The following is a 16,542-nucleotide window of genomic DNA, read 5'->3' on the forward strand; positions in this document are numbered from 1 at the left end:
GTGGGTTTATATAAGTAATATTAAAGGATCGAGATATTACATTAAAAATTTTATAAAAAAGAGCTTGAAGTACTGCGCTTAATATTTAGATTTGTGCGTACTATTTGAGATTATCATATGACAGAAATAATTTACGAAAGAATAAATGAGTATAGTTCGGTTAAAATATCGCTGGCTTCGCCGGAAGATATCCGCGGTTGGTCTTATGGCGAAGTTAAGAAACCTGAAACTATAAATTACCGTACATATAGGGCAGAGAAAGATGGTTTATTTTGCGAGCGTATTTTTGGCCCTGAACGTAATTGGGAGTGTTTTTGCGGTAAATATAAGGGCATTAAACATAAGGGAATTGTTTGTGATAGATGTGGTGTGAAATTGACCCATTCGCGTGTGAGAAGAAGGAGGATGGGCCATATAAATTTAGCAGCACCTATCGTTCATATTTGGTTTTTTAAGGCAATGCCCTCACGTTTGGGTACTCTTTTGGGAATGAAAACTACGTCGCTGGAAAGAATCATTTATTTTCAGGGTTATGTGGTTATAGACCCAGGCAGTACAACACTCAAAGAATATCAGGTGCTTAGTGAAGAGGAATATAAAACAACTAAAGAGAAATTTGGTGAAGAGTCTTTTGTGGCGGCAATGGGTGCCGAGGCAATACGCATGTTATTGCAAAAAATTGATTTAGTTGTGCTGTCAAATGAACTGCGCGAGGAGCTTGGCCGCACCCGTTCAAAGCAACGTGCTAAAGAAATAATAAAGAGGTTAGAAATTGTAGAAGCTTTTCGGGATTCGGATAACAAACCCGAATGGATGGTTTTGAGTGCGATTCCTGTTATTCCGCCAGACCTGAGACCATTGGTGTTGTTGGAAAGCGGCAATTTCGCTTCATCAGACCTGAATGATTTATATAGAAGAATTATTAACAGAAATAATCGACTTAAGAAGCTGATAGATCTTAATGCACCCGAAGTTATTATAAGAAACGAAAAAAGAATGCTTCAACAAGCGGTTGATGCTTTATTTGATAATACGAGGGGGAAACGTCCAGTTCTCGGAAGCAACAATAGGCCATTGAAGTCTCTTACTGATATGATAAAGGGGAAACAAGGTCGATTTAGAGAAAATTTACTTGGTAAACGCGTGGATTATTCTGCACGTTCTGTGATTGTTGTGGGACCTGAGCTGAAATTGCATCAGTGTGGATTACCAAAGAAAATAGCGTTAGAACTATTTCAACCATTCATAATAAGAAGATTAAGAGAATTTGGATATGCGGATACAATCAAAAGTGCAAAAAAGATGCTGAGTCGGAAGGACAAAGAAGTTTGGGATATTCTCGAAGAAGTGGTGAAGCGGAGACCGGTGTTGCTTAATAGAGCTCCCACACTTCATAGAATGGGTATACAAGCGTTTGAGCCTATACTTGTGGAAGGTAATGCAATAAAGCTTCATCCGCTGGTTTGTCGGGGGTTTAATGCCGATTTCGATGGTGACCAAATGGCGGTTCATTTGCCGTTGTCTATTGAAGCACAGACGGAAGCAATTACTCTTATGTTGTCTACAAATAACATCTTTTCTCCAGCTTCAGGAGAGCCAATTATTGTGCCATCACAGGATATTGTATTAGGATGTTATTATTTAACTGCCAGCATACAGAATGAGGCGGTGGAAAAACTAAAAAGATTTAGTGGTAATGAAGAGGTAATATATGCCCTGTCTGTAAATAAATTACACCTACACGACAAGATTGAGATAAAACTAAAACAGGTCACTGTTGTTAACGATCGCTTGGGAAAAGAAGAACCAGTTTGCGGGTTGTGCGAAACGACTGCTGGGCGTGTTGTATTTAATAGTGTATTACCTGAAGGAATTCCTTTTTACAATTATCCTTTAGATCAAAAGGGAATAAGCAGGATAATTCAGGATTGTTATAAAATGATCGGAAGAGAGAAGACCATTACTTTATTGGATGATGTAAAAGAGATTGGATTTAAAGAATGCACGAAGGCGGGGTTATCATTTTCAATAAGTGATGTTAAAATGCCTGAAAAAAAAGGTGAAATAATTGATAAAACGCAGTTGGAAATAGAAAAGATACAGAAGTTATACAGAAAAGGTGTTATTACGGAAGGAGAGCGCTACAATCAAATCATAGATGCTTGGACATACGCTGGCGAAAAAATAGCCGAAGAAATGATGGGTGCTCTTAAAAATGATACAAGAGGAGGTAAACCTTATTTGAACCCTGTCTATCTGATGTCTGCTTCAGGGGCAAGAGGAAGTTCACAGCAGTTGAGACAGCTTGCTGGAATGCGTGGTTTAATGGCGAAGCCCTCTGGAAAAATCATAGAAACCCCAATAAAGGCAAATTTTAGAGAGGGTTTAGGTGTGTTGGAGTATTTTAGTTCTACTCACGGTGCTAGAAAAGGGTTAGCGGATACAGCGCTAAAAACTGCGGATTCTGGATACTTAACAAGGAAACTGGCGGATGTTGCTCAGAATGTAGTGATTACTTCTTTAGATTGTGGTACCAAGAACGGCATTACAAAAAGTATAGTTTACAGGGGGGAAAAAGTGGAGGTTCCCCTAAGTAAGACTATAACTGGAAGGGTTGCAAGAAACAATATTGTAGATTTAGTTAAAGACGAGGTAATTATCAGAGAAAACGATTTAATTACCGAAGAAAAAGCTAAAAAGATCGAGGCTTTGGGATACGAAAAAATAAGGGTAAGGTCTCCATTTACGTGTGAAATGTCCCTGGGGCTTTGTTCGAAATGTTATGGAATGGATCTATCAAGGGGAGGACTAGTTGAGGAAGGTATGGCCGTGGGGATAATTGCAGCTCAGTCAATTGGTGAGCCTGGTACCCAGCTAACAATGAAAACTTTCCATATCGGTGGTACCGCCACTCGCTCGGTAGAAGCTTCTGAGACAAAAGCAAAACGTTCTGGCAAAATTAAGTACCATAATTTGAATGTTGTTAAAAATCCACAGGAAAAAAATGTTGCTATTAATTCAAAAGGTGAATTATTAATTATAGATGCAAAAGAGAGACAAATCGAAAAGCATTCTGTAGTGCTTGGTGCGGAAGTTTTAGTTAAAGAAGGCGATAGTGTTGCTGTTCGCCAAACACTGACCCGCTGGGACCCCCACATGGTTCCTATATTAGCGGAAATGTCAGGGTCTGTTCGTTTTGAAGATATTGAAATAGGCAAAACTGTCAGAGAAGAATCCGATGCGTCCACCGGATTTAAACGTAAAGTAATTATGGAACATAAGGGTGATTTGCACCCGCAAATAATTATAGAGGATGAGAATGGTAAGATTTCAGGGTTGTATCCAATACCTGAAAAGGCTCATCTGGAGGTTGAGGAGGGAGAGAAGGTTACGCCGGGTACATTGCTTGCGAAAACACCGAGAGAGATTTCCAGGACGGAAGATATAACAGGTGGGTTACCGCGAGTCGCTGAAATTTGCGAGGCACGAAAGCCAAAAGACCCTGCAGTTATGAGTGAAATAGAAGGGGTCGTGGAGTTGGGGGAAAAAAGGCGCGGTAAGCGAACTATTATTGTCAGAGGAGAAGGTGGTATGGAGAGCGAACACCTTGTTCCAAGAGGTAAGCATTTAAAGGTACATAGGGGTGATCATGTTAAAGCTGGAGACCCACTTGTGGAAGGCCCGTTGGTTTTGCAGGACATTTTAAGAATATGTGGCGAGGAAGAATTGCAGACTTACATGTTAAAAGAGGTTCAAAATGTTTATCGGTCTCAAAACGTACCGATTGATGATAAACATATAGAAATAATAATTGGTCAAATGCTTAGGAAAGTAAAAATAGAGGATGCGGGGGATACGAATCTCCTTCCGGGACAAATTATGGATAAATTTAAATTCAGAGAAGAAAATAAGAAAATAAAAGATATGGGCGGAAAACCTTCAACCGCAAAACCTTTATTGTTGGGTATTACGAGAGCATCTCTGCAGGCGGATAGTTTTATTTCTGCAGCTTCTTTTCAGGAGACAACAAAAGTATTGACTAGAGCTGCGCTTGAAGGAAAAGTTGATAATTTGGTAGGATTAAAGGAAAACGTAATTCTTGGTCATTTGGTGCCCGCGGGTACCGGATATAAGTCGTACAATACACTTTGTGCAATTGCTACAAGTGAGGTGGCAATCAAGGAAGCAAGCAAGCAAAAAGAAGAGTTATTAGAACCAACATTATAAATAGCGGGGGAGATATGCCTACAATAAATCAATTAATAAGAAAAGGTCGAAAGAAAACAAAAAATAAAAGTAAAAGCCCCGATTTAGAAAAATGTTCTCAAAAAAAGGGTGTCTGCCTTCAAGTAATGACGAGAACTCCGAAGAAACCAAATTCAGCCTTGAGAAAAGCTGCGAGGGTGAGGTTGTCAAATGGCAGGGAAATAAGTGCTTACATTCCAGGCGAAGGTCATAATTTACAAGAACATTCAATCGTATTGGTGAGGGGGGGGAGGGTTAGAGACCTACCAGGTATTAAATATCACATAGTCCGTGGAACATTGGATTGTGCCGGTGTAAATGGCCGAAAACGATCCAGGTCTAAATATGGCGCTAAAACCCCTAAATAGGTCTTAATTTTGGAGAATTTAATAGATGGCTCTTGCGTATAGAAGTACTGAGAAATTTTTACAACCGGATGCAAAATATAAGAGTAAGTTGATAACAAAATTTATTAACTGCCTTATGAAAAAAGGAAAGAAGAGTACGGCAGAAAAGATATTCTATGGTGCTATGGATCTGATAGAAAAAAAAGTATCTGATGTCGCTCCTATTGAGCTTTTTGAAACCGCAGTAAATAATGTTAAGCCTTTGGTCGAGGTTCGGTCGAAGCGTGTGGGAGGTGCCACATATCAAGTACCTGTTGAAGTCCCGAGACAAAGACAGGTCGCCTTGACGATACGCTGGATAATAGAAGCCGCTAAAAGCAAAAAAGGACGCCCTATGTTTCAGCGCTTGGCAGATGAGTTGATGGATGCATATAAAAAACAAGGTATATCAATAACAAAAAGAGAAAACACGCATAAAATGGCAGAGGCAAATAAGGCATTTGCACATTTTGCATGGTCGAAGTTTTAATTGAGGGTAGATTAAAAAAAGATGAAGTTCGAAAAATTAAGAAATATTGGAATTGCTGCGCATATTGATGCGGGGAAAACAACTACATCCGAACGTATACTATATTACACAGGAAAGTCTCATAAGATGGGTGAGGTTCATGAAGGCACCGCTACCATGGACTGGATGGAAGAAGAACAAAAACGAGGCATTACTATTACTGCAGCTGCTACTACGTGTAGTTGGAAGGATTATCAGATTAACCTGATTGATACTCCTGGTCACGTCGACTTTACTATGGAAGTGGAACGATCTCTTAGGGTTTTAGACGGCGCAGTATGCGTTTTTTGCGGTGTTGGTGGGGTAGAGGCGCAGTCGGAGACCGTATGGCGGCAAGCGGACAGATATAAAGTGCCAAGGATTTGTTTTGTAAACAAAATGGATCGAGTAGGTGCAGATTATTATAAGGTTGTTGACGAAATTAACGAAAGGCTTGGATTCGCGGCAGTTCCCATACAAATACCAATTGGCAATGAGTCGAATTTTAGAGGATTAATTGATATAGTTCGTATGAAAGCCAGGATATATTCAGACGAAGAAGATAAAATGGGTATGAATTTCTCTGACGAAGAAATTCCTGCAGAATACCAAAAAAAGGCAGAAGAAGAGCGGGAGAAGCTGATTGAAACCTTGGCAGAACACACTGATTGGCTTACAGAAAAGTTTTTAGATGGGAAAGAAATCACAACAGAAGAAATAAAGAAGGCTATTCGTGAAGGGACGATAAATTTAAAGTTTGTTCCGGTATTGTGTGGATCGGCATTTAAGAAAAAAGGCGTGCAGCTTTTACTTGATGCGGTATGCGATTATTTGCCATCGCCAGTGGATAAAGAGGCCATTGTAGGTATTGATCCAAAAACTAATAAAGAAATTTCCAGAAAACCGTTTGTGGAAGAACCGTTTTGTGCGTTGGCTTTTAAAATTGCTTCTGATAAACATGGCGATTTGACTTTTATACGGGTTTATTCTGGAAAGTTAACCTCCGGAACGAGGGTGTTAAATTCGGGAAAAGATAAAAAAGAGCTGGTTAGCCGTATATATAAAATGCATGCGGCAAATAGAGAGCAAGTTAGCGAGGTAATAGCCGGTGAAATTTGCGCCGTGATTGGCCTCAAAGATACAGTTACCGGCGATACGCTTTGTGATCTGGACAATCCTATAATTTTAGAAAAGATGGAATTTCCAGATACGGTGATTTCAATGGCGATCGAGCCGAAGTCGGACAAAGAAAAAGAAAAACTGGGGATGGTGCTAGCGAGGCTGGCGAAAGAAGACCCTACCTTCAGGATGCACTTGGACAAGGAAACCGGTCAGATGATTATTTCCGGGATGGGAGAGTTGCATTTGGAAGTAATTAAAAACAGGATGTTGAGCGAGTATAATGTGGACGCAAATGTTGGTGCGCCAAAGGTATCATATCGTGAAACGATTAGGAAAAAAGTTGAGGTGGAAGGAAAGTTCGTTCAACAGACTGGCGGACATGGACAATATGGTCATGTATGGATAACTGTGGAGCCATTTAAAGAAGGTGATGAACCGGTCACTTTTGTTGATGCTATAGTCGGTGGTAAAATCCCACGGCAATATGTGAGATCTGTAGAAAAAGGTATTTGTGATACTGCGATAACTGGTGTTGCCGGCGGTCCGCCATTGATTGATATCAAAGTAACTTTGATAGATGGTTCTACGCATCCTGTAGATTCTTCTGATCTTGCTTTTTACACTGCGGCATGTATTGCTTTTAGAAAAGGTGTTGAAATGGCGAATTCCATATTGTTGGAACCAATAATGTCTATTGAAATAACTGTTCCGGAACAATACATGGGTGATGTGATAGGAGAAGTTCATAGTCGCAGAGCAAATATCTTGGAAATGATAACCAAGGGAAATATAAGGATTATTAAAGGTGAAGTCCCCCTTGCTGAAATGTTTGGTTATTCGACGACATTACGTTCCATTACCCAAGGAAGAGGCACTTTTACTATGGAGCCTTTAGAGTACAGACCGGCGCCTGCAAAATCTGTTGGCAATGTTACATAACGTATTCATAAATCAAAATATTGGAGGTTTAAATTAATGGCTAAAGAAGTATTTCAGCGAACTAAGCCGCATTTAAACATAGGTACGATAGGGCATGTGGATCATGGTAAGACAACGCTGACGTCTGTAATAACGCATGTATTGTCGAAGCAGGGGTTGGCGAAGGATAGGCCGTTTGATTCGATAGACAAGGCTCCTGAAGAGCGGGAGCGGGGTATCACGATAGCGATATCGCATGTGGAGTATGAGACGAAGAAGAGGCATTACGCGCATGTGGACTGTCCTGGGCATGCAGATTATGTAAAGAATATGATAACGGGCGCGGCGCAGATGGATGGAGCGATATTGGTTGTAAGTGCGCCGGATGGTCCGATGCCACAGACCCGCGAGCATATATTGTTATCAAGGCAGGTGGGAGTTCCCAAGATTGTGGTGTTCCTGAATAAGGTGGACATGTTAGAGGATCAGGAGCTGATGGAGCTGGTAGAGATGGAAATAAGGGAGCTATTGAGTAAATATGATTTTCCGGGGGATGAGATACCTGTGGTGAAGGGTTCTGCGCTGAAGGCGGCACAGTGTGGGTGCGGAGGTGCGGAATGTGCGAACTGTGGTCCGATATTGAAACTAATGGATGCGGTGGATACTTATCTTCCTGATCCTGTAAGGGAAATAGATAAGCCGTTTTTGATGTCCGTGGAAGATGTGTTTAGCATAAAAGGGCGTGGGACAGTTGGAACAGGTAGGGTTGAGAAGGGTAGGGTGAAGGTAGGAGACGAGGTAGATGTCGTAGGGATTAAGCCGGATATAAAGAAATCTGTGGTTACTGGTGTGGAAATGTTTAATAAGACGTTGGATGAGGGTCAGGCGGGGGATAACTTGGGGTTGTTGCTGCGGGGGGTAGAGAAGAATGATCTGGAGCGTGGTCAGGTATTAGCGAAACCTGGCAGTATAACGCCGCACACTAAATACGAAGCGGAGGTGTATATATTGACCAAGGAAGAAGGGGGAAGACATACGCCCTTTTTTAATGGATATAGACCGCAGTTTTATTTTAGGACGACGGATGTTACCGGCGTTGTTACATTGACAGGTGGTGCTGAGATGGTAATGCCAGGAGATAATGTGAAGATTAATGTAGAGTTGGTGACGCCGATAGCGATGGATGAGGGGCTGCGGTTTGCAATTCGGGAAGGTGGGAAGACAGTGGGTGCAGGTGTTGTTACAAAAATTGTTGCATAAATTATAATTATTGAGTTGATTTTTTGTAAATATGTGATAGCCTTAGTAACTTGAGTTTTTTGGAGGTTTAGGCCTTTATGGGAGCGTAGAAGTGTTGGATCAGAAAATTAGAATACGAATGGAAGCATACGACTATAGAATATTAGACCAATCGGCGCTGGAAATTGTTGAAACGGCAAAGCGTACTGGTGCAAAGGTATTTGGTCCTGTTCCCTTGCCGACTCGCATAGAAAGATACACCGTCTTAAGATCTCCACATATTGACAAGAGGTCTAGGGAGCAGTTTGAGGTAAGGACTCATAAGAGATTGATTGATATTTTGGAGCCTACAGCGAAAACGATGGATGCGTTGAATCGGATTAACATGCCTGCTGGTATAGAGATCAAGATAAAAGCATAACTTTTATAGAAATTTAATAGCGTAAGGTTTGATTGAAATGTTAAATAGTTTATTAGGTGAGAAGGTAGGAATGACCCAAATTTATACTGACAATGGGGTGCTGGTTCCTGTTACGTTGATAAAGACGGGACCTTGTAATGTTTTGCAAATAAAAACGTTGGGAAATGATGGGTATTCTGCAGTGCAGCTTGGGTACAAAGAAAAAAAAATTAAAAGAGCGAAGAAGCCGGAAATTGGACATGCAGCTAAAGCGTCTTTGCTTCCAGGCAGGTTTGTTAAAGAGGTGAAACTGGAGGATACTGTTGCTGATATCAATCTTGGGCAGGCGGTCACATTGGATATATTCGAAGATGTCAAATTGGTTGATGTTATAGGTATATCAAAGGGAAAAGGTTTTGCCGGTGTTATGAAAAGGTGGGGTATGAAGGGAGGCCCGCAAACGCATGGGTCTACGAGGCATCGTTCTGTTGGCTCTGTTGGTGCAGGGACTGATCCTGGAAGAGTCATACGTGGGAAAAAGATGCCGGGACAGCTTGGTAGAGGGCGTGTTACAATTAAGAATCTTGATGTTGTCAAGGTTGATAAGGAAAAAAATATGCTTTTTGTTAAGGGAGCTGTTCCTGGGCATAAAGGTAGTTATCTAATAATAAAAAAAATTGTATAATTTTAGGGTAAGAGGAAGTATGGAAATAATAGTATACAATGATGATGGAAAAGAAATAGAAAATATGCGGGTTCCTGATAGCATATCCGATTCTCCTGTACGTTATAAACTTTTAAGGGATGTGGTAAAGATGTATGAGGCAAATAAAAGGCAGGGGACGGTTTCAACGAAAACAAGGGCGGAGGTTTCTGGGGGAGGGAAAAAACCGTGGGCGCAAAAGCATACGGGTAAGGCAAGGGCTGGAAGTAGTAGGTCTCCTATCTGGAGGGGTGGTGGTGTTGCATTTGGGCCAAAACCAAGGGATTACTCTTATTCTATTCCGAAAATGGCAAAAAAGCAGGCACTTTTTTCCGCACTGTCGTCTAAGATTAAAGATAACGAAGTGGTGGTGGTGGATAAATTAGATTTTGCTTCGCCGAAAACAAAACAAATGGTTTCGTTACTAAAATCTTTTGGAATGGCAGGAATAAGTAGTTTGATTGTGATATCAAAAGCCACGGAATCTCTTTTGAAATCTTCAAGAAATATCCCTTATGTAAGAATGATGGAGTGTCATGATTTAAATGCATATGAGATTCTTAAGCCAAAGAAAATATTAATAACCAAACAAGCATTGAATAGTTTGAGTTAGGTAGGGGTACTAAATTATATGGACAAATACGATGTTATTAAGGGGCCTCTAAGAACTGAAAAGAGCGTTTCAGATGGTGAGAAAACGAATTCCTATCATTTCGAGGTAGATTTAAAAGCGAACAAAATTCAAATAAAAAATGCTATAGAGGGCATTTTTGCTGTTAAAGTAAACAGTGTAAGGACCTTGATAAAAAAGAGCAAGAAAAGAAGAGTTAAATTTATAAAGGGTAAAACAAAAGAATTAAAAAAGGCTATTGTTGCTTTAAAAGAAGGGCATACAATTGATTTCGGCTATTAAAGTTTTAACTTTGAGGTAAAAAGTTCTTATGGGTATTATATATTACAAACCCGTAACTCCGGGAAGAAGATTTGCCAGTGTTTCAGATTTTTCAGAAATAACGAAAACAAAGCCGGAAAGATCTTTGATTCGGCCTCTTAAAAAAACCGGCGGTAGAAATTCTGAAGGGAAAATTACGGCTGGGAATGTTGGTGGAGGCGGTAAGCGACAATATAGAAATATTGATTTTAAGCGGAGAAAGGATGATATTCCAGCAAAGGTTGCCAGTATTGAGTATGATCCTAATAGATCCGCTCGTATTGCTTTACTTAATTATGTTGATGGAGAAAAAAGATACATTTTGGCTCCCGAGAAATTGAAGGTCGGTCAGTTTGTTAAATCGGGTGAAAAGGTAGATCCTGACATTGGCAATACTATGCCTCTTAATAATATACCTTTGGGTATGGATCTGCACAATATTGAGTTGCGTGCAGGGCAAGGAGGTAAGATAGTTCGGTCTGCAGGTAGTGTTGCAAGATTGCTGGCAAAAGAAGGCGGATATGCTCACATAACACTCCCCTCTGGTGAAGTTCGGAAAATTCACGGTAGTTGCAGGGCAACAATTGGACAACTGGGTAATACTGATCATAGTAATATACGTTTAGGAAAAGCAGGGAGAAATAGATGGAAAGGGAGAAGGCCTCACGTAAGAGGAGTGGCAAAAAATCCCGTAGCACATCCGATGGGAGGTGGTGAAGGAAGAAGTGGTGGTGGTAGGCACCCTTGCTCAAAGACTGGTTTGCTTGCTAAGGGTGGAAAAACGAGGAAGAGGAGAGCTGTAAGTAGCAGATTTATAATTAGAAGAAGGAGAGTTGGGGCTAGGGGTAATTTGTAAATTTTGAAAGATATTAGGAGATTTGATGAGTCGCTCTATAAAAAAAGGACCATATGTTGATAAGAAGTTGTTAGAAAAGGTAATGAAGCAAAAAGAATCGGGTGTGCATGAATCGTTACGTACTTGGGCAAGAAGCTGCACCATAATACCTGAATTTGTGTCACACACCTTTATGATTCACAATGGTAAAGTATTTAATAAGCTATTTGTTACCGATGATATGGTAGGACATAAGCTAGGTGAGTTTTCTCTTACAAGAACTTTTCGGTCTCATGGTGGCAAAAAGAAATAGTAGGCAGTGCATAAGCCAATGTTGATATAAAGCTTTGCAAGAAATTAAATTTTGTATCGAAAGGTAACGATTGATGGATTATAGATCATGTCATAAATACGCAAAAATCTCACCAAGAAAGGCACGTTATGTTATTGATCTTATTAGAGGCAAATCAGTTAATGACGCTTTGAGAACTTTGAGACTGACGCATAAGCGTGCATCTTACATGATAGATAAAGTCATCAGGGCTGCGTTAGCTGCAGCAAACGAGAATGTCTCTGCGGATGTAGAAACACTGTATGTTAAACATGCCTTAGTTGATGGTGGCCCAAGCAGGAAGTGGTTTCGTCCAAGGCCTCGAGGGATGTCCTCGAGAATTTTAAAACGTACAAGTCATATTACAATCGTTTTGGCTGAAAAGGCTAAAAGATAAAAAGATAAGGAGAAAAAATGGGACAGAAGGTTTGTCCAATCGGTTTTCGGCTGGGAATAACGCAAGGGTGGAAATCTGTCTGGTATGCAGACAAGAAATCTTTTGGTACTTTGCTTGTTGAAGATTTCAAGATACGCAAGCTAATCAAGAAAAATTATAGTTTTGGCGGGATACCATTTGTTGAAATAGAGAGAACACGGCACGAGGCTAAGATAACTCTTCATACCGCGCGCCCTGGACTAATAATAGGCAGGAAGGGCGCGGAAGTCGATAAGCTTAAAGATGAAATACAGAAATATATTGGACGTGTTGTTGTTGTAAAGATAAAAGAAATAACTAAACCCGAAACTTATGCGCAGTTAGTAAGCGAAAATGTCGCAGAGCAATTGGAAAGACGCGCTTCTTTTAGAAGGGCTATGAAAAAAGCGATGGAGGCATCACTTAATGCAGGTGTTAAAGGTATGAGAATTCAGGTTTCGGGAAGGTTAGGTGGCGCAGAGATTGCAAGGACAGAGAAGATTACTCACGGAAGCGTTCCGTTACACACCCTTCGGGCGGACATAGATTATGGTTTCGCTGAGGCTAAAACCACTTACGGTGTAATTGGCGTTAAGGTATGGTTGTATAGAGGTCTTACAAGTTCAAAGGGGGAGGATACAAATGAGGTTAATGCCTAAGAGGGTGAAGTTCAGGAAATCTCAACGTGGAAAAATTAAAGGAAATGCCACGCGAGGAAACGCTGTATCTTTTGGAGAATTTGGCTTACAAACTTTGGAGCCTGGGTGGATTACGGCTCAACAAATTGAAGCGGGAAGGATTTCTGCCGCACATAGTATGCCAAAAGAAAGCAAGCTTACGATAAGGATATTTCCTCATAAGTCAGTGACGTCAACACCAATTGAAACTCGTATGGGTAAAGGTAAGGGGGAACCAGAGTTTTGGGTTGCTGTTGTGAGACCAGGAACGATTTTGTATGAGATAGGCGGTATAAATGAAGAGGGAGCTCGTGAAACTTTTTGCAGAATAGCGCATAAAATGCCTGTAAAAGTTAGGCTTGTGCGAAGGAGACGTACGTTTTGAAGATTACTGAGATAAGAGTTAAATCGCGCTTGGAAATTGCAGAAGAAGCAGAGTCAACAAGAAGAGAACTTTTGAATATCAAATTTCAATGGCAATCGGGGGAAACGGGTAATACTGCACAACGAAAATTTATCAAAAAGAAAATTGCCCGATTAAAAACCGTATTGCGGGAGATTGATTTGGGAATTAATAAAAATCTAGTTTCAGGAGGGTAGTTATAAAAATGCAAACCGCAACTGAAAAAAGAAGTAGGCGGAGAAAGTATGTTGGGAATGTCATAAAGACAAAAATGAATAAGACTATAACTGTAGAAATAATGCGCCTTGTAAAACATCCCAAGTATGGAAAGTATGTAAAAAAATCTACTGTTTACAAAGTTCATGATGAAGAAAAAAGCGCAAAAGTTGGAGACAAGGTAGAGATAGCGGAATGTCGACCCATTAGTAAAACAAAATTTACAAGATTTGTTCGTATTGTTGAGAAGGCAAAAGATTAATCATTAGTTGGGGTGTGTTTAGATGATAATGGAACAAACAAGTTTAGACGTTGCGGACAACAGCGGGGCGAAAAAGGCAAAATGTATAAAAGTACTCGGTGGTTCTCGGCGGAAATATGCAACGGTAGGCGATGTAATCGTAGTAGCTGTAAAAAAATCTATTCATGGTGGGGTAGTTAAAAAAGGCGACGTTTGCAAAGGCGTTATTGTTAGGACACGGAATAATGTACGCCGGGAAGATGGGTCCTATTTGAAATTTGATAAGAACGCAATTGTTATAATCGACAACGATGGTAACCCAAGAGGGACTAGAATATTTGGTGCAGTGGCAAGAGAATTAAGGCAAAAAAACTTTATGAAAATAATTTCTTTGGCTGCAGAAGTAGTTTAATTAGTTGAGAATGAGGTTTTAGAGAAGGAAAGCAGTGGTTATATGCATATTCGCAAGAATGATTTAGTGGCAGTGGTTGCTGGAAATGAGGCGGGAAAAACTGGGAAAATAATGAAGGCATTACCTGAAAAAAATCGTGTGGTAATAAAAGGGGTAAAGGTAATACATAAGCATGTTAAGCCCAGCCAGAAAAATCCCCAAGGCGGTAGGATTCAGAAAGAGACTTCAATATCAGCCGCAAATGTTTTGCCTGTTTGTCAGAATAGAAGTTGCAAGAAAAACGGATTAGGGGTAAGAATAAAAAAGAAGGTTTTGGAAAATGGCGCTAAATTGCGTACGTGTGTTTATTGTGGTGTAGAAATATCATCAGATGAATGATAGTTTGGGATTAATTATGGTAAGGTTATTAAAAAAATATAAAGAAGAAACTGTTCCTTATTTAATAGAGAAGTTTTCATTAAGAAACAAGTATTCCGTGCCCAAAATACAAAAAGTAGTAATCAATATGGGTGTTGGAAAGGCTATTGACAATAAAAATTTTCTTGAAGAAGCTATAGGGCATCTGACAACAATAAGTGGACAAAAGCCAGCTGTTACTGTCGCAAGAAAATCAGTTGCTGGTTTTAAACTAAGAGAAGGCCAGGCGATTGGTTGTAAAGTTACCCTACGCGGGAAAAGAATGTTTGAATTTATTGATCGTTTCATCAGCATCGTTTTACCGCGAATAAAAGATTTTCGTGGAATATCTGTGAAATCTTTTGATGGAAGAGGAAATTATACATTAGGTCTCACAGAACAGACAGTTTTTCCTGAAGTGAATATTGATAAAATTACAACTATACAGGGTATGGATGTTACATTCGTTATTAGTGGTAAGTCAGATGAATATTCTCATGAATTGCTAAAGTCATTGGGAATGCCTTTTAGGTCTGAATAAGGAGTTTTAAATGGCAAGGAAGTGTTTAATAGAAAAAGCTAATGGGGATCCTAAATACAAAACTAGAAAATATAATAGGTGTAAATTATGCGGGAGAAGGCGAGCCTATTATCGTAAATTTCAGATATGCAGGATATGTTTTAGGATGCTATCGTTAAAAGGTGAGATACCTGGGGTTAAAAAAGCAAGTTGGTAAAATTAAAATTGATTTATTGAAAAGGGATAAAATATGTGCATGACAGATCCAATTTCAGACATGCTTACACGAATAAGAAATGCTAATATGATTCGTAGAGATAGCGTTGATATTCCTGCTTCTAAAATTAAGCAGGAGATATTAAAAATTATGAAAAGTGAGGGTTATATTGAAGAATATAAAGAAATTCCTGATAATAAACAAGGTACCATCAGGGTTTATTTAAAATATGGTGCGTTGAAGCAGAAGGTTATTAACACTCTCGTAAGAGAGAGTAAGTCAAGCAGAAGGGTTTACAAAAGTGCCAAAGATGTAGGAAAGGTTTGCGGAGGTTTCGGATCTGCGATATATTCTACATCAAAAGGGATATTGTGCGACAAGGAGTGTCGAAGGTTAAAAATTGGCGGTGAACTTATTTGTACAGTGTCTTAATAGGTTTTTTTATTTAAGGGGTTAGGATGTCAAGAATAGGGAAGCAACCTGTTAAGGTTCCGAGTGATGTAAAAGTAGCAATAAACAATAAAGCTATTGAGATAAAAGGGCCTAAGGGTACCTTAAATTTAAATGTTCATCTGAGCATTGATGTTGAATACGCACTAGGTAGTCAACAGATTATTGTGAAAAGAAGCTCGGATGAAAAGCGATTTAAAGCATTGCACGGTTTAACTAGGGCATTGCTCGCAAATATGATGATAGGTATTGTGCGTGGGTTTTCTAAAGATATTGAGATTGTTGGATTAGGATATAATGCTAAAATACAAGGCAATGCGCTAATTTTATCGCTGGGTTTTTCGCATCCTGTACATATGGAGATACCAAAAGATATTAAGGTTGAGGTTAAAAATCCAACAAACCCCGCTAAATTAACGGTTTCTGGTACTGACAAACAATTGGTTGGTCAGTTTTCTGCAATGATAAAAGCTAAAAAGCCTTCTGAGCCTTATAAGGGCATGGGTGTGAAGTATGCCGGAGAAGTGATAAGAAGAAAAGCCGGTAAGGCCATGTCTTCCGGTGGGTAATATTTTGGTTAAGGGTATAGATTATGGATCCGATTAAAGAAAAAAGAAGAAAAAGAGCAAGACGACATAAAAGAATCAGAAAGAAAGTGATAGGTAGTTGCGAAAGACCACGTTTGAGTGTTTATCGAAGTCTGAAGAATATTTATTGTCAGATTATTGATGATAATGAGGGGAAGACACTAGTTGCAATTTCTACTTTAACGCCAGATGTTAGAGCAAGTATCGTATATGGTGGCAACATAAAGGCGGCAGAGATCGTTGGTGAAAAACTGGCAGAAGAGGCTATAAAGAAAGGTATTACAAAAGTAGTTTTCGATAAAGGTGGATATGCTTATCATGGAAGGATTAAAGCTTTGGCGGAAAGTGCCAGAAAGAATAGTTTAAATTTTTAATTATTTGATAAGTCGA

Annotated in this window: 23 protein-coding genes; all 23 read left to right on the top strand. The window is 39.7% G+C overall.

Annotation, left to right across the window (positions count from 1 at the left end):
* The first annotated feature begins 117 nt into the window (after positions 1 to 117).
* The 23 genes from rpoC (at position 118) to rplR (ending at position 16,526) form a co-directional block, all read left to right on the top strand.
* Positions 118 to 4,227 (top strand): DNA-directed RNA polymerase subunit beta', encoded by a 4,110-nt coding sequence (gene rpoC / locus ABJL82_RS01045; RefSeq protein ID WP_347272824.1) that lies wholly within the window; start codon positions 118 to 120, stop codon positions 4,225 to 4,227.
* Positions 4,228 to 4,241: 14 nt separating this feature from the next.
* Complete coding sequence (rpsL, locus tag ABJL82_RS01050) at positions 4,242 to 4,613, top strand: 30S ribosomal protein S12 (protein WP_347272825.1); 372 nt, start codon at positions 4,242 to 4,244, stop codon at positions 4,611 to 4,613.
* Positions 4,614 to 4,638: 25 nt separating this feature from the next.
* A complete protein-coding gene (gene rpsG / locus ABJL82_RS01055) occupies positions 4,639 to 5,121 on the top strand; it encodes a 30S ribosomal protein S7 (protein ID WP_347272826.1) in 483 nt (160 codons plus the stop codon).
* Positions 5,122 to 5,142: 21 nt separating this feature from the next.
* On the top strand, positions 5,143 to 7,200 hold the full coding sequence (gene fusA / locus ABJL82_RS01060) for an elongation factor G (RefSeq protein WP_347272827.1): 2,058 nt from the start codon (positions 5,143 to 5,145) through the stop codon (positions 7,198 to 7,200).
* Between the two features lie 36 nt (positions 7,201 to 7,236).
* Positions 7,237 to 8,439, top strand: coding sequence for an elongation factor Tu (gene tuf, locus ABJL82_RS01065; RefSeq protein ID WP_347272816.1), 1,203 nt, complete (start codon positions 7,237 to 7,239; stop codon positions 8,437 to 8,439).
* 91 nt (positions 8,440 to 8,530) lie between these two features.
* Positions 8,531 to 8,839, top strand: coding sequence for a 30S ribosomal protein S10 (rpsJ, locus tag ABJL82_RS01070; protein ID WP_099325888.1), 309 nt, complete (start codon positions 8,531 to 8,533; stop codon positions 8,837 to 8,839).
* A gap of 37 nt (positions 8,840 to 8,876) precedes the next feature.
* Positions 8,877 to 9,503, top strand: coding sequence for a 50S ribosomal protein L3 (rplC, locus tag ABJL82_RS01075; RefSeq protein ID WP_347272828.1), 627 nt, complete (start codon positions 8,877 to 8,879; stop codon positions 9,501 to 9,503).
* Positions 9,504 to 9,522: 19 nt separating this feature from the next.
* Entirely contained in the window at positions 9,523 to 10,134 is a 612-nt protein-coding gene (gene rplD, locus ABJL82_RS01080; RefSeq protein ID WP_347272829.1) for a 50S ribosomal protein L4, read from the top strand.
* An 18-nt stretch (positions 10,135 to 10,152) separates the two neighbouring features.
* A complete protein-coding gene (gene rplW / locus ABJL82_RS01085) occupies positions 10,153 to 10,434 on the top strand; it encodes a 50S ribosomal protein L23 (RefSeq protein ID WP_347272830.1) in 282 nt (93 codons plus the stop codon).
* Between the two features lie 28 nt (positions 10,435 to 10,462).
* Positions 10,463 to 11,308, top strand: a complete 846-nt coding sequence (gene rplB, locus ABJL82_RS01090; RefSeq protein ID WP_347272831.1) for a 50S ribosomal protein L2 — start codon at positions 10,463 to 10,465, stop codon at positions 11,306 to 11,308.
* A gap of 25 nt (positions 11,309 to 11,333) precedes the next feature.
* Positions 11,334 to 11,600, top strand: a complete 267-nt coding sequence (rpsS, locus tag ABJL82_RS01095; protein ID WP_347272832.1) for a 30S ribosomal protein S19 — start codon at positions 11,334 to 11,336, stop codon at positions 11,598 to 11,600.
* Between the two features lie 73 nt (positions 11,601 to 11,673).
* A complete protein-coding gene (gene rplV, locus ABJL82_RS01100) occupies positions 11,674 to 12,015 on the top strand; it encodes a 50S ribosomal protein L22 (RefSeq protein ID WP_347272833.1) in 342 nt (113 codons plus the stop codon).
* 17 nt (positions 12,016 to 12,032) lie between these two features.
* Entirely contained in the window at positions 12,033 to 12,692 is a 660-nt protein-coding gene (rpsC, locus tag ABJL82_RS01105) for a 30S ribosomal protein S3 (protein ID WP_347272834.1), read from the top strand.
* A complete protein-coding gene (gene rplP, locus ABJL82_RS01110; protein ID WP_347272835.1) occupies positions 12,676 to 13,095 on the top strand; it encodes a 50S ribosomal protein L16 in 420 nt (139 codons plus the stop codon). The genes rpsC and rplP overlap by 17 nt, the downstream gene beginning before the upstream one ends.
* Complete coding sequence (gene rpmC, locus ABJL82_RS01115) at positions 13,092 to 13,310, top strand: 50S ribosomal protein L29 (protein ID WP_347272836.1); 219 nt, start codon at positions 13,092 to 13,094, stop codon at positions 13,308 to 13,310. The genes rplP and rpmC overlap by 4 nt, the downstream gene beginning before the upstream one ends.
* Before the next feature lie 8 nt (positions 13,311 to 13,318).
* Positions 13,319 to 13,591: a 30S ribosomal protein S17 gene (gene rpsQ / locus ABJL82_RS01120; protein ID WP_347272837.1), complete on the top strand. Its 273-nt coding sequence runs from the start codon at positions 13,319 to 13,321 to the stop codon at positions 13,589 to 13,591.
* Positions 13,592 to 13,613: 22 nt separating this feature from the next.
* The gene (rplN, locus tag ABJL82_RS01125) at positions 13,614 to 13,982 is read left to right on the top strand and encodes a 50S ribosomal protein L14 (RefSeq protein ID WP_099325899.1); all 369 of its coding nucleotides are present in this window, start codon (positions 13,614 to 13,616) and stop codon (positions 13,980 to 13,982) included.
* A gap of 42 nt (positions 13,983 to 14,024) precedes the next feature.
* Entirely contained in the window at positions 14,025 to 14,360 is a 336-nt protein-coding gene (rplX, locus tag ABJL82_RS01130) for a 50S ribosomal protein L24 (RefSeq protein WP_347272838.1), read from the top strand.
* A 16-nt stretch (positions 14,361 to 14,376) separates the two neighbouring features.
* A complete protein-coding gene (rplE, locus tag ABJL82_RS01135; protein WP_347272930.1) occupies positions 14,377 to 14,919 on the top strand; it encodes a 50S ribosomal protein L5 in 543 nt (180 codons plus the stop codon).
* 10 nt (positions 14,920 to 14,929) lie between these two features.
* A complete protein-coding gene (locus ABJL82_RS01140) occupies positions 14,930 to 15,115 on the top strand; it encodes a type Z 30S ribosomal protein S14 (protein WP_347272839.1) in 186 nt (61 codons plus the stop codon).
* Positions 15,116 to 15,148: 33 nt separating this feature from the next.
* A complete protein-coding gene (gene rpsH / locus ABJL82_RS01145) occupies positions 15,149 to 15,547 on the top strand; it encodes a 30S ribosomal protein S8 (protein WP_347272840.1) in 399 nt (132 codons plus the stop codon).
* 26 nt (positions 15,548 to 15,573) lie between these two features.
* A complete protein-coding gene (gene rplF / locus ABJL82_RS01150) occupies positions 15,574 to 16,134 on the top strand; it encodes a 50S ribosomal protein L6 (RefSeq protein WP_347272841.1) in 561 nt (186 codons plus the stop codon).
* A 23-nt stretch (positions 16,135 to 16,157) separates the two neighbouring features.
* Positions 16,158 to 16,526: a 50S ribosomal protein L18 gene (gene rplR / locus ABJL82_RS01155; RefSeq protein ID WP_347272842.1), complete on the top strand. Its 369-nt coding sequence runs from the start codon at positions 16,158 to 16,160 to the stop codon at positions 16,524 to 16,526.
* Positions 16,527 to 16,542: the final 16 nt, after the last annotated feature.

Origin of the sequence: Candidatus Kuenenia sp. (assembly GCF_039794105.1) — a bacterium.
Lineage (GTDB): Bacteria > Planctomycetota > Brocadiia > Brocadiales > Brocadiaceae > Kuenenia.

What these genes read in the sequence shown, in the direction of transcription:
- rpoC (WP_347272824.1), top strand. Translation starts at nt 118, where the DNA reads ATGACAGAAATAATTTACGAAAGAATAAATGAGTATAGTTCGGTTAAA.
- rpsL (WP_347272825.1), top strand. Translation starts at nt 4,242, where the DNA reads ATGCCTACAATAAATCAATTAATAAGAAAAGGTCGAAAGAAAACAAAA.
- rpsG (WP_347272826.1), top strand. Translation starts at nt 4,639, where the DNA reads ATGGCTCTTGCGTATAGAAGTACTGAGAAATTTTTACAACCGGATGCA.
- fusA (WP_347272827.1), top strand. Translation starts at nt 5,143, where the DNA reads ATGAAGTTCGAAAAATTAAGAAATATTGGAATTGCTGCGCATATTGAT.
- tuf (WP_347272816.1), top strand. Translation starts at nt 7,237, where the DNA reads ATGGCTAAAGAAGTATTTCAGCGAACTAAGCCGCATTTAAACATAGGT.
- rplC (WP_347272828.1), top strand. Translation starts at nt 8,877, where the DNA reads ATGTTAAATAGTTTATTAGGTGAGAAGGTAGGAATGACCCAAATTTAT.
- rplD (WP_347272829.1), top strand. Translation starts at nt 9,523, where the DNA reads ATGGAAATAATAGTATACAATGATGATGGAAAAGAAATAGAAAATATG.
- rplW (WP_347272830.1), top strand. Translation starts at nt 10,153, where the DNA reads ATGGACAAATACGATGTTATTAAGGGGCCTCTAAGAACTGAAAAGAGC.
- rplB (WP_347272831.1), top strand. Translation starts at nt 10,463, where the DNA reads ATGGGTATTATATATTACAAACCCGTAACTCCGGGAAGAAGATTTGCC.
- rpsS (WP_347272832.1), top strand. Translation starts at nt 11,334, where the DNA reads ATGAGTCGCTCTATAAAAAAAGGACCATATGTTGATAAGAAGTTGTTA.
- rplV (WP_347272833.1), top strand. Translation starts at nt 11,674, where the DNA reads ATGGATTATAGATCATGTCATAAATACGCAAAAATCTCACCAAGAAAG.
- rpsC (WP_347272834.1), top strand. Translation starts at nt 12,033, where the DNA reads ATGGGACAGAAGGTTTGTCCAATCGGTTTTCGGCTGGGAATAACGCAA.
- rplP (WP_347272835.1), top strand. Translation starts at nt 12,676, where the DNA reads ATGAGGTTAATGCCTAAGAGGGTGAAGTTCAGGAAATCTCAACGTGGA.
- rpsQ (WP_347272837.1), top strand. Translation starts at nt 13,319, where the DNA reads ATGCAAACCGCAACTGAAAAAAGAAGTAGGCGGAGAAAGTATGTTGGG.
- rplN (WP_099325899.1), top strand. Translation starts at nt 13,614, where the DNA reads ATGATAATGGAACAAACAAGTTTAGACGTTGCGGACAACAGCGGGGCG.
- rplX (WP_347272838.1), top strand. Translation starts at nt 14,025, where the DNA reads ATGCATATTCGCAAGAATGATTTAGTGGCAGTGGTTGCTGGAAATGAG.
- rplE (WP_347272930.1), top strand. Translation starts at nt 14,377, where the DNA reads ATGGTAAGGTTATTAAAAAAATATAAAGAAGAAACTGTTCCTTATTTA.
- ABJL82_RS01140 (WP_347272839.1), top strand. Translation starts at nt 14,930, where the DNA reads ATGGCAAGGAAGTGTTTAATAGAAAAAGCTAATGGGGATCCTAAATAC.
- rpsH (WP_347272840.1), top strand. Translation starts at nt 15,149, where the DNA reads ATGTGCATGACAGATCCAATTTCAGACATGCTTACACGAATAAGAAAT.
- rplF (WP_347272841.1), top strand. Translation starts at nt 15,574, where the DNA reads ATGTCAAGAATAGGGAAGCAACCTGTTAAGGTTCCGAGTGATGTAAAA.
- rplR (WP_347272842.1), top strand. Translation starts at nt 16,158, where the DNA reads ATGGATCCGATTAAAGAAAAAAGAAGAAAAAGAGCAAGACGACATAAA.